This is a genomic window from Sphingobacteriales bacterium (assembly GCA_016719635.1).
Taxonomy (GTDB): domain Bacteria; phylum Bacteroidota; class Bacteroidia; order Chitinophagales; family JADIYW01; genus JADJSS01.
Genome location: JADJYT010000007.1, coordinates 15,981 through 29,600 on the forward strand (window position 1 = coordinate 15,981; position 13,620 = coordinate 29,600).

The following is a 13,620-nucleotide window of genomic DNA, read 5'->3' on the forward strand; positions in this document are numbered from 1 at the left end:
TGTGCTGAATGCATTGTTGTACGACAAGAGGGTTGCGCTGAGCAAAGAATGGAATGTGGACCAGCATATTTATACGCTCCATCCTTCTCTGGATGTTAAAATCATCCATTTTACAGGAACGCACAAACCCTGGAATATTCCCTATTGCACCCATCCGCTGAGAGCGGAATATTTTAAATACCTCCGGAAGAATCGGATGGTTTTTCTTGCGGATAAAATTTTGGAGATAAGCAAAAAAATAAAGAACAGGATATCAGGAAGATAGATAATTGATAGAAAAAGCAGGAATTGTTTAATTTAGCAGGATTTATATGGCAGCGAAAAATATTCTAATTACAGGCGGCGCGGGTTTTGTGGGTTCATCCATGGCATTATCCCTTAAGGCCAACTATCCGGAGTATCAGATTTATGTATTGGATAATCTGAAACGAAGAGGCTCTGAACTGAATATTCCGAGGCTGAAATCAGCGGGCATCCATTTTATTCACGGTGATATCCGCAATAAGGAAGACTTTGACGGATTGCCGAAGATAGACTGCATTCTGGAAGCCAGCGCAGAGCCTTCCGTGCTGGCCGGTATAGATTCCACACCGGATTATCTGGTGAATACCAATTTAAACGGTACCATTAACTGCCTGAACTTTGCCACCAAAAACAAATCTGATTTCATCTTCCTGTCTACCTCGCGGATTTATCCGATTGAACGCATAGAAAGTATCGCTTATGAGGAAACGGATACGCGGTTTGAAGTAGCGGCACAGCAAACATTTACAGGGATTTCCCCAAAGGGGCTTGCAGAAGATTTCCCATTGGAAGGCTACCGTTCCTTATACGGGACCACCAAGCTGGCTTCCGAATATTTTATCCAGGAGTATAAGCAGTTTTTCGGATTGAGGACCGTCATCAACCGTTGCGGAGTACTGACAGGACCCTGGCAGATGGGCAAAATTGATCAGGGTGTAGTGGTGTTGTGGGTGGCCAGGCATTTCTGGAAACAACCGCTCAGCTACATAGGGTATGGAGGAAAAGGAAAGCAGGTGCGCGATATGCTGCATACCGATGATTTGTACCGCCTGATTGACTGGCAGCTGCATCACCTGGATGACATAAACGGAGAGATTTTCAATGTGGGCGGCGGAAGAGAAATATCCGTGTCCCTGCAGGAACTGACACAGCTGTGTGAAGAAGTAAGCGGGAATAAAATTGCGATACAGGAAGTGCCGGAAAACAGAACCGCCGATATACGAATCTATTTAACCGATAATTCAAAAGTGACCGCAAGAACCGGCTGGAAACCGATTATTTCGCCCAAACAAATTATACAGGAAGTGTACGATTGGATACAATCGAACGCGTCTCAACTGGAGTCCATTTTAAAATAATGCATTGAAAAGAACGGTACTATATCCTGAGTTGACGATTACCCGCAAACCGCCTCCCAATTACGAGGAGATGCATCCGCTAAAGGATACATTTATCCATTTGACAGAAACGTTCCCTGCCGTCTGCCGCCTTGAAATCAGCAATGCTTATGTGTCGCCTTTCGGGGTGGTATATAAAAATGGCAGGGTAGTGAGGGAGTCCGTTTATTCCATGTTTAAGCCGAATTCCTTTTACCTGAGTTTTTTCAAAAAACGCCTGCTGAACAAGGTGGTGAAGGTATCCGGCGACTGCCTGATTGCGCACAATTCCTATTTTCAGAATTACTATCACTGGCTGCTGGAGGCGGTGCCAAGGCTTTATGTAATGAAAGAGGAAGCCCCTAACCTCACCCTTATATTAAATGCAGATTCGCCTGGATTTATCAAACAATATGTGGCGCTGTTTGGATTCAAGGATGTTAGTTACATTCAGGAAGATTATCTGGTGAAAGCAGAGAAGGTGATTTTCCCGGGTTATACTTCACGCGGACTGGCCATGTACGAACCCATTTTGCGGGATATGGCAAAATGGATAACCGAAAAATTTGAAGTAACGGTTCCTGCGGAAGCGACGAAGAATATTTTCATCACCCGAAAAAATGCACGATACAGAAGGCTGCTGAATGAAGCGGAGGTGATAGACTATTTATCCGGAAAAGGATTTGAGATTGTCACACTGGAAGACCTGACGGTTAAGGAACAGATAGCACTGTTTGTGAATGCGAGAAATGTTATCGGTACACAGGGAGCAGGCATGTCGAATATGATATATGCCGTTCACGCCAGACTTCTTGTTACCATTATTCATGAAGAACATCCGGACGACGCTTACTTTAATCTGACCAACATGTACGGCACGGATTGTTATTATTTCCAGTGTCCGGGAGCCGGAAACTTCAGCTACAAAAACAACGATGATATTACTGCGGATATGAATAAGCTGAAGGCGGTGTGTGAAAAATATATTTTTAATTCAGAACAGAAAGAATCATGAAACTGAGTGTGGTCATACCGGCGTACAATGAACAGGACAGCCTGCCAGAAACGCTGAACACCTTATATGCTACCCTGCAGCGGGAAAATATCGAACATGAGATTGTGGTGACGAACGACAACTCCGCCGATGATACCCTGAAGGTTCTGGAAGAGTTGGCTAAATCGATTCCTACGCTGGTCTATTATACAAACTCAGGACCAAACGGATTCGGGTATGCCGTGCGGTATGGACTGGAACGGTATACCGGTGATTATGTGGCGGTGATGATGGCCGATTTGTCAGACGACCCGAATGATCTGGTCAGGTTTTACAGAAAAGCCCTCGAAGGAAATTACGACTGTGTGTTTGGAACCAGGTGGAGCAATGGCGGAAGGGTGGTTGATTACCCCGTATTGAAAAGAAGGATTAACCGTCTTGCCAATTTTATTATAAAACTTGTTTTCCGGTTTAAATACAATGACTGTACCAATGCGTTTAAACTCTACCGCCGTGAAACGATGGAAGGGTTAAAACCATTTTTATCCCCGCACTTTAATCTTACGCTGGAGCTGCCGCTCAAAGCCATTGTAAGAGGCTATTCGTATGCGGTGGTGCCCAATTCGTGGACCAACAGAAAATACGGAGAATCAAAACTGAAAATAAAAGAGATGGGCAGCCGTTATTTTTTTATCCTGATGTACTGCTGGATTGAGAAACAATTTTCGCGCGGCGATTTTATGAAAAAGCCTTAAATCTTTTTAAGCCGGTAAAGGGTAATCCCTTCCTTTTCATCTTTTACACGCTGCAATACATAAGGCTGTAACAGCGCCGGCAATTGGGAATGTCTGTAAACAAAGGCAAATTCAACGTGATGCTGCCGGATGAAATCCAGCTGACTCTGCCCGGTTGAAACAAATTGATTTTTTTTCTTTTGTCCCTGCATGAATTTATTAAAGGTCGAGTTTTCTATTATTTCCACTTCTGTCTTTCTTAGAATTGGGTTGTCGCTTACAGGAATATCAAAAATACTCAGGCAAACCGGGTTGTAATCGGGATAAAAAATAGTCAGATACGGATAGGGAGCGTACATGTTTATGTTTTTACTGAATACGGAAGTGAAATCGTTGCCGGACTTAAAAAATACGGCGGCTTTGCCGGTGTAGCTGTTCCTGCTATTTTGCAGGGAAGATGGAGCAATGACAGGCCCTCTTGAAAGAATACCCGCCTGTTTGACAGAAAGCAGCAGTAAAATAACGGCTGTGAGCCGGAGTATTATTTTCCCATGATTGAGGGTATAGAAAAATAAAACAAAACACACCATCGCTGACAGCGGAACATAAATATTGGTCCACAGCTGAACGGCATCCACCCTGTTGAAGAAGATCGCATAGGCAAGGATGGAAGAGAAATGCAGAACAACGAGAAACAAAATCGCCCGGAAGTGTTTGCTGACTTTCTTCCAATTGGGATATATAACGAATAAACTCAGGGCCAGGTAAGGCAATATGCTCAGCAGGCTCTTGATTATTTGTCCCGCAAAACAGTTGAAGACGGTTTTAAAATAATACAGTAATGAAAGCCTGCCTGTTTCAGGTGCAACTGCCGTACGGAATGCCGTTTGCTCGTTGAGATGCTGGATGCCTAATGCATACAGTCCTATCAGGATGAGCGCTGCTGCCATCCAGATACCCTGAAAAATGAAATCCCTGAAGCCGGTCTCTTTTAATACAAACAATAAAAGGATATAGACAGCCAGACAAATAAATACTGCCGGTGCAATCACGACACAAGACAGCACGCATAACATGGAAATAAAAACCAACGGAATGATTTTTTTAGAAGGACTCAGCAGTATTCCATAAAACGTAGCCAGTGCACCAAACAGGTATTTAGGCTGAAACAATAATCCATTATCCCACCAGTCGCCGCGCGTAAACAAATTGGAACGGGGGATATAGAAGGAAAGGCCGCATACGAATAAGACACAGATGGCGGTCAGATAGAGGTATTTCTTTTTGGGTGGAAAAAAATATTCTATAATGGCAGCGGCACCCATAATGTAAAGAACGATGCAAAAGGTAAATACATGAAAATAGAAGGCAATAAACGGAGGTTGTTTAAATACCTGACTGACGAAAGCGCCATACCATAATTCCCCGTAATGATAGAGGGTTCTTGCCGAAGCCACGCCGCTGTACCAGTCGGAGTAGTAGCTTTCAATGCCGGTTTTGTTCAGGTGCCGGATGTTTTTGGCATAATTGTAGAAGTCGCCATACACCTGGTAGAGGTCACCCGAAAGCGGATGATACAGCTTAAGCAGCAGAAACAGATACCCTGATACAACGATGCCTAGTTGTAAAAAGACGAAAGAGAATTTTATGTCCGAGCGGAAGGACTGAAGCGCTGTCCCGGGATCCTTTAAAAAATGATGCGTATATAACCAATAGCCCATACATAAGGAGAGAAGTGCGATACCCGCATTGATGGTGATGCCGGATGTCTTATAAAGGGAGTAGAGAGTGATTAAGGTAAACAATCCGGCTGTCAGCGTCAGGAACTCCTTTAAGAAGGGACGGTTTTCCGGCATTTTTATAAAGGAAATGATTGTATGGCCGGCAGCGTACGTCAACAAAAATGAAACCGGCACGAATAAGAAATTAGATAAAAAGATGGATTCCATGTATTCAGATTGTGATAGCTGTTTTAAGTTGGCGTGATGGCATTAACACCTCTCTATTCTCTCATACAGATAACAAAGGTATTAATAAGGGGCATTATAATCAATAACTATATTGCTGCTGCAAAGTTTATTTAAAATCCTTTAAGATATAAAGCTTATCCATCGACGAAGGGGACAATGTGTCCTTGATTTCTTTTTCCACCAAGGGCAATATCAATCCGGGAAGCGCTGCACCGTACTGCGTCAGAACATATTTTACACGAGCTTCTTTTATAAAGTCGAGCTGGCTTTGTTCTATAGAGGAGAACAATTTGTGCTGCTTCTGTAGTTCGACATATCGGTAAAAGACAGAGCGCTTTAGATAGTTAATTTGATAATTTTGTATATATGGATCTTGGCTTAATAAAGTGTCAAACTCAGAAAGACAAAATGGATGGTAATTATTTATGTATAATTTTATATAACTATAAGGATAATAATTATTTTTGTCATAACCTGCAACATGTACAGGGACAGCTTTTGGATAAAAAACTGCAATGTTTTCTTTATGGTTAGGTGGTATATTGTCTGAGATGAATCTTAAAGAAGTAGTATACTGTCTGAAATTTAAACCTGTTTTATTAATAAATAAATAGGGATAAAATAATAGTATAAATAGAAGACTGGTTATAGCTTTTGTTTTTAAAGAAGGATTGAATGCATTCGTTGATATTATAATTGAGAAAAGAAATACAGCCATTAGTGGAATATATACTACAGTCCAAAACTGAGTACCATCAAAATCGAAATGAAATATACCATAAGCTACAGATGTTGACAAAATAAAAGAACCACAAAAAATTAACAGGTATTTATTTTCCATAACCCATTTTTTCCCTACGAATAACACTAGTACCCCAAAAGGAAGGGCGCTTAAAAAACTTAATCAAAGTACCAATCATACAATTGAAGAACGTTTTGTAGTACAGTAAATCTGTAAGTTTGTCAGTTAAAGAAAAATTGGCTTCATAAGAGTTATCAAAAGATAAATTTTTTTTATTAAGAACGCCTATTAAGATAGCGTAGCTTGCTATAAAGAGACCAATTAACAGTATTGGTATAAAAGCCAATAGTGTGTCTTTTATTTTAATGTCTTTTAAACAAAACAATACGCAAATAAATACTGTAAGTCCAATAAAAACGGCAGGTGATGTTGCTGAATTTATTAATGTACATGCAAGCATTATTAAAATAGCGTTATAAAAATTTTTATCGATAATATAAAAAAATGCTGCTATGAAAAGTATAGTCAGTGGAGAGTATTTAATACAAGATAAAATAGTATCATTTCCCCAGCTTAGGCTAAAGAATTCAACAGATTTTGGAAAATAGAACACAATGCCGGATAAAATAATAATTGAAAATGGAGCAATCCATTGATACGATTTATTTTTCTTAAAATAATATTCAGTCAGCGCCTTTCCTCCAACAAATATTGTAGTAAGGAAGCTGGGAAATACAGAAAAATATAACACCTGTAAAGTATTGTGTTTATATATCCAGGAAAAAAAAGCAGTATACCAAAGCTCTCCGAAGTGATATATATTTCTTACGGGCTCCTTAAAGAATAGGTCGGATTCTTTTCCTTCAACGCCAATTGCATTAAGTTTGTCAATATAAGTAGCATAAAGCGTATGATCTATCATTAGCCAGATATATGGACGTTCTTTGATTCCAAATAGTAGTAAATACAAGAAAGTATAAAGAATGGTTAATATTAATAATTGAACCAATACTATTTTTCCGTCTATTTTAAATTGAGTGTTTAACTTTGGCCGATTGTGCCACCAATAAAGCAGAAACAACAAGAAAAAACCAATATTAATAGTAATTAATTTGGTTTTGAACGTTGAGTACAAGACAATAATTGTTACTGTTCCAATAGCATTTTTGACAAACTCAGATTTTGTTGATGATTTACTTCCCCCTGAAATTAATCCATAAACTAAATGACCTATTATATAAGTAGTTATAAAGGTTAAAAGTGTGTAACCGATATTATTGAAAAAGCCAATACGCATATTTGAATTATTTATACTACTAATGATTTAAAAACACTGATTACATATTCCACATCCTTCCGTTCCATCGGGTAATACAAGGGAAGGATAATGCTTCTGTCGCTGGCATCTTCCGAAACAGGAAGGGATAACCCCTGACTGTATTCTTTATACGCCGTTTCGTGGTGAGAGGTGACGATACCTCTTCGGGTGGAAATTCCCTTATCCAGCATCGCCTGCATCAGGTCATTCCGGCTGATGCGGCATTCCGGTTTTAAATAGACACTGTACGACTGATAATTGCTGAAATAACCCGGCGCCTCCAAAGGTAATCTTACGGTTTCAATATCTTTAAATGCTTCGTTGTACTGATGTGCTATTTTTCTGCGTTCCGCCACGATGAAGTCCAGTTTTTCCAGCTGTTTAATGCCAACTGCCGCCTGAATATCGGTCATGCGGTAGTTGTAGCCCAATTCGATATGGTCTTCAAAGATAATTTTATTCGATTCGTGACGCACCCGGTCGTTCACACTCATCGCATGCTGTCTCAGCAGTTTGATGCGGTCCCTGTAAGCCTCCTTGCTGGTTGTAATCATGCCGCCATCACCCGTAGTAATCACCTTGCGCGGATGAAAGGAAAAACAAACCAGATCCGAATGGCTGCCGATTTTTTTACCCTTATAGGAAGAACCCGCGGCGCAGGCGGCATCTTCTATCAGTATCAGGTTTTTCTCCGTGCACAATGCCTTAAAGGCGTCGATATCGGCGGGCATACCAATCTGATGTACGACCAATATCGCTTTGGTTTTGGAGGTGATTCTTTTCCGCACATCCTCCACATCCAGGTTATAGGTTTCCGGATGCACTTCCGCAAAAACCACTTTAGCGCCCACATACCGGATCGAATTCGCCGTGGCCACATAACTCATGGACGGGCAAATCACTTCATCCTCCGGTCCAACGCCGGCCACTATCATCGCAAGATGAAGCGCGGTCGTACAGTTGGATAATGCCACGGCATATTTACTGCCCACATAGTGCGCAAATTTTTCTTCAAATTCCTGCACTCGCGGCCCCTGCGTCACCCATCCGGTTAAGATGGTGTCATAAGCGTTCTGCGCATCGTCTTTGTCTAAGTAGGGTTTGGCAACAGGAATCATGAGGTGTTATTTTTGTTCTTGTAAGTTAAAATACCAGTCCGATAGAGCCTTCAGCCCTTCTTCCAGTGTAATGCTTGGCTGGTAGCCTAACAGTGTTTTTATTTTACTTAAATCGGCGATTCTTTTCTTGACCGGGTTAACGGAGTTGGCTTCTTTAAATACCGGTTCCAACTGACAGTGGTTTACCTTCAGTAAGGTTTCCAGCAATTCTTTCAGGGAAGTTTCCCGTTGAACGCCCACATTAAACACCTCGTCCGTCACATCCGCCAGCAATGCCAGGATATTGCTGTGCGCCACATCTTTCACATGAACAAAATCCATGGTATCGGTTCCGTCACCGAAGATGGCCGGCTGCTTGTTGTCGCGGATGCAGTCCAGCCATTTTATCATCACTTCCGTATATTTTCCGTCCGTATCCATTCGTTCCCCGTAAACATTGAAATAACGCAAAGCGACGTAATCCAGGCCGTGCATGAATTTGTAGGAACGGAATAGCTGTTCACCCCACATTTTTGCCGCTCCGTAGAACGTCTGGTTATTGTACGGATTATCTGTTTCCGGTGTCGGAAAATGCTGTGCCAGCCCGTAAACGGAAGCGCTTGAACTGTAGATCACCTTTTTAACGGCATGTTTCTTGCAAAACTCCGCCACATTAAACGTCGCCTGCAGCATCACATCAAAACCATCCTGCTGATTGGCCGCACAGGCATTGATGCGCAGTGCTGCCATGTGAAAGACATAATCGCAGCCGGAGATGCATTTTTCCAGCAAGGCGGCATCCCGTACATCGCCTTCAATAAATTCCACCACGGGATTGCTGATGAATGATTGCATATTGTAATGCGAACCCCGTATCAGGTTGTCGATAATGATAATCTTTTTGGGCTGGTGCTGCAACAGTTCTTCCACTACATAAGAGCCTACAAATCCGGCTCCTCCTGTTACCAGAATAGTGGCATCGGAAATCTTATTGTTCATGCTGCAAAGGTAAAGATTATTTAAGTTCTTTCCATGCCATTCCCTGCAAATTCGTTGTATGGCTTAAAATTAAATACGATTAAGGGGCTTGTTAAAGAACCTTATAGCCTAATCCTAAGTTCAAATCATAAATGCAATTAAAAGTTTCAAACATAGTGGGCTTTCACCCACTATATTTGAAGTGCTTAAACTTAATTGCAAATGAATCGTACATTTAAACAACTCACCGCAGAGCAAAGGTATCAAATCGCAACCTTATTGTCAAAACAATTCAGCCAAAAACAGATTGCGCGCTATATTGGCAAGAGTGAATCCTGTGTTAGCAGAGAAATTCGCAGGAATAAGATGTACTCCGGCAAGTATGACGCTGCAAACGCGCATCAGTATACTGTGTTCAGGCATCAGACTAAGCAGAAGCATACTAATTTCACCTCCTCCGTTCAACTTCAAGTAGACCATCTTTTACAGCAGGAATTATCCCCGGAGCAAATCAGCTGTCGCCTGACACTGGAAGGGAAACCTACGGTCAGCCATGAAACCATTTATCAGTATATCTGGAAGAACAAAAAACAGGGTGGTGTGCTTTATCAATACCTGGCTCGCAAGCAAAGAGGCAGAAAAAACGTGGGAATAAGACAGCAACAGGGGCAGATAGCGAATAAAATCAGTATTGAACTGCGTCCGGAAGCCGCCAACAACAGGATGCGTTTCGGAGACTTTGAACAAGATACCATCATCGGTGCTAATCACAAAGGAGCCATTTTAACCTTGGTGGATAGAAAGACATTATTCACCAAATTAGTGTTGTTGGAAAGCAAAAATGCCATGCAATTGTCCCAACAAACCAAAACCCTGAAAAAATATAAACCTTACCTACACACTATTACATCCGATAATGGCAAAGAGTTTACTATGCATCAAGTAATACAAAGGAGCTGAATATTCAATACTATTTTACACATCCCTACTCCAGCTATGAATGTGGAACCGTGGAAAATACCAACGGTCTTATTCGCAGATATATTCCTAAAAAATCATCCTTTGAGAACTTAACACAAGAAAGGTTGAACGAAATAGAAGTAAAACTCAACAACAGACCTAGAAAAAAACTCAGTTTTTATACCCCAAATGAAATAGCAAAAGCTATTTTTACTAACGATAAACCTATTTTAAACAAAATTACATTTATTACTTGAATTCAGCAATTTAATAGAAGGTTATAAGGTTAAATTTAAAAATAAAATTACATAAAAACCTGAGCTTGGTTTATTATTTGAAATCATTGGCGGTTGGTTAGATTATATTTTTCTGTTTGTGTCTACGATTTCTTCTATGATATAAATAGGCCTATTGCGTATTGCATCAAGTGTGCGCCACACATATTCACCAATAATGCCCAAAGCTATCATCTGGAAAGAAGAAACTATCAATATAAGAATCATGATGGTCGTCCATCCTTTTACATCTATTCCTCCTATTAGTTTATTTATAAAAAGTACCAGCATATAAATAATAGCTAAGAAAGCCATCAAAAACCCCATGAATGAAATGGCTCGAATCGGGAAAAATGAAAAACGATACAAATGAATCTATGAAGAGTTTTATTTTTTAGCCAGTGTCCATCGGGATTTTCCCAATGTCCGTTTTCTCCTGGTGTAAGGAATGACTACAAAGTCATATCCCAGCCAGGGAAGCAAATAGAGGGTATTGGTGTTTTTCTCATTCATTTTAATGACCTCGTCTTTCAGTTTTTTGTCAAATAGCACAAAATCAAAACCTCCGGAGGGGATATTGCTCAGGGCAAATTTTCGTACCAGGAAATGAAAGAGATTCGAAAAGTTTCTTTGAAAAAAAGAATCTTCTCTTTTCTCCCGGTTGGCCATTACCAATTTTACCCCATTAGACCAATGTGCAAACATTTTCGGTATCAACTCGACTGGATCCTGTAGATCGGCGGATGTAATACAACAGCAGTCGCCGGTAGCGTGTTTCATGCCCGCCAGTATCGCATTATAGGAGCCGACATTTCCTGCTAGTTTGATGATCTTCACTTTTGAAGGGTATTGCCGGTGAAATGTAAGGAGCTCCTGATAGGTATTGTCTTTTGATCCGTCATCTACCATTACGTATTCAAACAAGGTGCTTGGGGGAAAATTGGCCTCATTTTCCACGAGTACCTTAGAAGAAACAGGGATATTCTGTTCATTGAAATAACAAGGGATGATGATACTGATCTTTGGCATCTGTATTTTATTTGGAGCAAAAATTCTTTATAGTATCACAAATATAGGTCACTTCATCAAGTTTAAGGCCAATATAAAGCGGTAAACTCAAACATGTTGCAGCCATATTCTCTGCAATGGGAAAACTTCCGGGTTTATAATTCAAATATGAATATGCCTTTTGAAGATGGGGCGGAACCGGGTAATGTATCAGGGTACCAATCCCATTCTCTGCCAGGTATTTTTGTAAGTTGCTGCGTTTTGCTGTCCGTATCACAAACAAATGATATACGCTGGTGCAATTATCTGCTACTTCCGGAAGTATAATTCCGGTAACCTCTTTCAATTGCTCCATATACCAGCCTGCGATCCGGTTTCGTTCCTTATTCCATTCCTCCAGGTATTTCAACTTAATACTCAATATGGCCGCCTGACATTCATCCAGCCTAGCATTTAACCCGATCTCTTCATTATAATATTTTTCTTTTGATCCGTAATTTCTTAAGAGCTCAGCCCTGCCGGCCAACGCTGCATCATTGGTGGTAATAGCCCCGGCATCACCCAGCGCACCCAGGTTCTTACCCGGATAAAAACTGGTAGCATTGATGTTTCCAAAACTACCGGTCATTTTACCCATACATACAGCTCCCTGCGATTGTGCATTATCCTCCACCACATATAACCCGTGTCGTTTTGCGATATCCATTATCTTATCCATTTCACAACTCTGTCCGTATAAATGCACCGGCATAATGCATTTCGTCCGGCCGGTAATCTTCTCTTCAATTTTTAGGGGGTCAATATTGTAGGTGAGTGCATCCGGCTCAGCAAAAACTGGCGTTGCACCGACATACGAAACAGCCATAACCGTTGCGATATACGTATTGGATGGAACGATCACTTCATCACCCTTCCCAATATTTAAGGTCTTCAAGGCTATGTGCAGGGCTTCCAACCCATTACTAATACCCACACAATGTGCAATTCCGTTAAAATTCGCATATTCATTTTCAAATAGGCGAAGCCTGTTACCCAGCACATAAGAATTACTGTCAAAGAATTGTTCAAACGCAACCATAACTTCCCGTTTGATCGACTGGTTCATTTCATTAAAAGACAAAAAGGGCACCTGCATTTAGATTGGCATTAACTGGTTATTCTCCACTTTAAAACGACGGCCATCAATGGCTACCCAGGTATTTCCATCCAACTGCATCTTATTTCCCTTTTCATCCACCCATCCTATTATACTGGCCGGATTACCTGCTACAAGGGCAAAACCAGGTACCGACCGGGTTACTACGGCACCAGCACCAATCAATGCATATGAACCAATCACTGTTCCTGCCAGTATGGTAGCATTAGCGCCAATGGAAGCCCCGCTTTTGACAATAGTACGAAGCCGTGGCCCAAGGTGTACCCCCGACCTGGGATACTTGTCATTTGTAAATGTTGTATTGGGGCCAACAAAAACATTATCTTCCAGCGTAATTCCATTCCAGAGGTATACTCCACATTTCAATGTAACATTATTACCTATCACAACATCATTTTCAATAAAGGTATGACAATTGATATTGCAGTCCTGCCCAATTACCGCTCCTTCTAATATAACAGCAAACTGCCAAATGACAGTACCGGCACCGACCATTTGGGTTTTAACTTCTGCCGAATTATGGGTGATAATCGGTTTTTTGAATTGCTCATATTCCCTTATGTAATCTTTTTCGTCGAATTTCGTGGAGGCGAATACCAATTGAACGGCGGTGCGTGAATATTGCACAGTATGCCAAGCATGCGGGGGGATATAAACTCCCTTATTGGGTGTATCCAGAATAAACACTTCTGTTTTCCCGTTGGGCGATTCCGTTGTTAAAATGGTCTTGGCGGTCACAGCCACCAATACCTGTTCCGTACGATGATGGGCATGCCGCCCCCTTACAATGCTTTCTGGGGTATAGTACGTCCAAAAAACTCGTTCAATATTGAAAGGTATTTTTTCCTGTGCTTGGGCAACTGAGATATAACCAATAGAACTCTCACCAATCTTGTCGAACTCTATAATATATGGACTTTTATATCGCAAAATTTAAATATATTTTTATGTTGTTTGTAAAATTTAGCTTACATCAATAAAAGTTTCA

The 13,620-nt window shown here is 41.0% G+C and carries 15 protein-coding genes; 6 read left to right on the forward strand and 9 right to left on the reverse strand.

Annotated elements, in window-relative coordinates:
* The first annotated feature begins 1 nt into the window (after position 1).
* From IPM95_11150 to IPM95_11165, 4 genes are read left to right on the forward strand one after another with little or no spacing between them, the layout of a single operon-like run.
* Positions 2-265, forward strand: a complete 264-nt coding sequence (locus tag IPM95_11150) for a hypothetical protein (GenBank protein MBK9329833.1) — start codon at positions 2-4, stop codon at positions 263-265.
* Between the two features lie 46 nt (positions 266-311).
* Positions 312-1,382, forward strand: coding sequence for an NAD-dependent epimerase/dehydratase family protein (locus IPM95_11155; protein MBK9329834.1), 1,071 nt, complete (start codon positions 312-314; stop codon positions 1,380-1,382).
* A 4-nt stretch (positions 1,383-1,386) separates the two neighbouring features.
* The gene (locus tag IPM95_11160) at positions 1,387-2,415 is read left to right on the forward strand and encodes a glycosyltransferase family 61 protein (GenBank protein MBK9329835.1); all 1,029 of its coding nucleotides are present in this window, start codon (positions 1,387-1,389) and stop codon (positions 2,413-2,415) included.
* Positions 2,412-3,149 (forward strand): glycosyltransferase family 2 protein, encoded by a 738-nt coding sequence (locus IPM95_11165; protein MBK9329836.1) that lies wholly within the window; start codon positions 2,412-2,414, stop codon positions 3,147-3,149. The genes IPM95_11160 and IPM95_11165 overlap by 4 nt, the downstream gene beginning before the upstream one ends.
* Here the strand turns inward: IPM95_11165 and IPM95_11170 are convergent.
* From IPM95_11170 to IPM95_11190, 5 genes are all read right to left on the reverse strand, one after another.
* On the reverse strand, positions 3,146-5,077 hold the full coding sequence (locus tag IPM95_11170) for a hypothetical protein (GenBank protein MBK9329837.1): 1,932 nt from the start codon (positions 5,075-5,077) through the stop codon (positions 3,146-3,148). The genes IPM95_11165 and IPM95_11170 overlap by 4 nt on opposite strands.
* Before the next feature lie 127 nt (positions 5,078-5,204).
* Positions 5,205-5,939: a hypothetical protein gene (locus IPM95_11175; GenBank protein ID MBK9329838.1), complete on the reverse strand. Its 735-nt coding sequence runs from the start codon at positions 5,937-5,939 to the stop codon at positions 5,205-5,207.
* On the reverse strand, positions 5,929-7,137 hold the full coding sequence (locus IPM95_11180; protein ID MBK9329839.1) for a hypothetical protein: 1,209 nt from the start codon (positions 7,135-7,137) through the stop codon (positions 5,929-5,931). Before IPM95_11180 ends, IPM95_11175 begins: the two co-directional genes overlap by 11 nt.
* An 11-nt stretch (positions 7,138-7,148) precedes the next feature.
* Entirely contained in the window at positions 7,149-8,276 is a 1,128-nt protein-coding gene (locus IPM95_11185) for a DegT/DnrJ/EryC1/StrS family aminotransferase (protein MBK9329840.1), read from the reverse strand.
* A gap of 6 nt (positions 8,277-8,282) precedes the next feature.
* The gene (locus tag IPM95_11190) at positions 8,283-9,254 is read right to left on the reverse strand and encodes an NAD-dependent epimerase/dehydratase family protein (protein ID MBK9329841.1); all 972 of its coding nucleotides are present in this window, start codon (positions 9,252-9,254) and stop codon (positions 8,283-8,285) included.
* A gap of 201 nt (positions 9,255-9,455) precedes the next feature.
* Here IPM95_11190 and IPM95_11195 point away from each other — a divergent pair, with 201 nt between their 5' ends.
* Positions 9,456-10,193, forward strand: coding sequence for an IS30 family transposase (locus IPM95_11195; GenBank protein ID MBK9329842.1), 738 nt, complete (start codon positions 9,456-9,458; stop codon positions 10,191-10,193).
* On the forward strand, positions 10,190-10,450 hold the full coding sequence (locus IPM95_11200; GenBank protein MBK9329843.1) for an IS30 family transposase: 261 nt from the start codon (positions 10,190-10,192) through the stop codon (positions 10,448-10,450). The genes IPM95_11195 and IPM95_11200 overlap by 4 nt, the downstream gene beginning before the upstream one ends.
* A 102-nt stretch (positions 10,451-10,552) precedes the next feature.
* Here IPM95_11200 and IPM95_11205 read toward each other — a convergent pair whose 3' ends face one another.
* The 4 genes from IPM95_11205 to IPM95_11220 form a co-directional block, all read right to left on the reverse strand.
* Entirely contained in the window at positions 10,553-10,759 is a 207-nt protein-coding gene (locus tag IPM95_11205; GenBank protein MBK9329844.1) for a hypothetical protein, read from the reverse strand.
* A 96-nt stretch (positions 10,760-10,855) separates the two neighbouring features.
* A complete protein-coding gene (locus tag IPM95_11210; protein ID MBK9329845.1) occupies positions 10,856-11,497 on the reverse strand; it encodes a glycosyltransferase family 2 protein in 642 nt (213 codons plus the stop codon).
* A gap of 7 nt (positions 11,498-11,504) precedes the next feature.
* Positions 11,505-12,611: a DegT/DnrJ/EryC1/StrS family aminotransferase gene (locus IPM95_11215; GenBank protein ID MBK9329846.1), complete on the reverse strand. Its 1,107-nt coding sequence runs from the start codon at positions 12,609-12,611 to the stop codon at positions 11,505-11,507.
* Entirely contained in the window at positions 12,612-13,541 is a 930-nt protein-coding gene (locus IPM95_11220; protein ID MBK9329847.1) for a WxcM-like domain-containing protein, read from the reverse strand.
* Between the last annotated feature and the right edge of the window lie 79 nt (positions 13,542-13,620).

Excerpts from the sequence above, each read along its gene's own strand:
- IPM95_11165 (MBK9329836.1), top strand. The coding sequence starts at position 2,412 with ATGAAACTGAGTGTGGTCATACCGGCGTACAATGAACAGGACAGCCTG.
- IPM95_11195 (MBK9329842.1), top strand. The coding sequence starts at position 9,456 with ATGAATCGTACATTTAAACAACTCACCGCAGAGCAAAGGTATCAAATC.
- IPM95_11155 (MBK9329834.1), top strand. The coding sequence starts at position 312 with ATGGCAGCGAAAAATATTCTAATTACAGGCGGCGCGGGTTTTGTGGGT.
- IPM95_11215 (MBK9329846.1), bottom strand. The coding sequence starts at position 12,611 with ATGCAGGTGCCCTTTTTGTCTTTTAATGAAATGAACCAGTCGATCAAA.
- IPM95_11170 (MBK9329837.1), bottom strand. The coding sequence starts at position 5,077 with ATGGAATCCATCTTTTTATCTAATTTCTTATTCGTGCCGGTTTCATTT.
- IPM95_11190 (MBK9329841.1), bottom strand. The coding sequence starts at position 9,254 with ATGAACAATAAGATTTCCGATGCCACTATTCTGGTAACAGGAGGAGCC.
- IPM95_11180 (MBK9329839.1), bottom strand. The coding sequence starts at position 7,137 with ATGCGTATTGGCTTTTTCAATAATATCGGTTACACACTTTTAACCTTT.
- IPM95_11210 (MBK9329845.1), bottom strand. The coding sequence starts at position 11,497 with ATGCCAAAGATCAGTATCATCATCCCTTGTTATTTCAATGAACAGAAT.
- IPM95_11175 (MBK9329838.1), bottom strand. The coding sequence starts at position 5,939 with ATGGAAAATAAATACCTGTTAATTTTTTGTGGTTCTTTTATTTTGTCA.
- IPM95_11185 (MBK9329840.1), bottom strand. The coding sequence starts at position 8,276 with ATGATTCCTGTTGCCAAACCCTACTTAGACAAAGACGATGCGCAGAAC.
- IPM95_11205 (MBK9329844.1), bottom strand. The coding sequence starts at position 10,759 with ATGCTGGTACTTTTTATAAATAAACTAATAGGAGGAATAGATGTAAAA.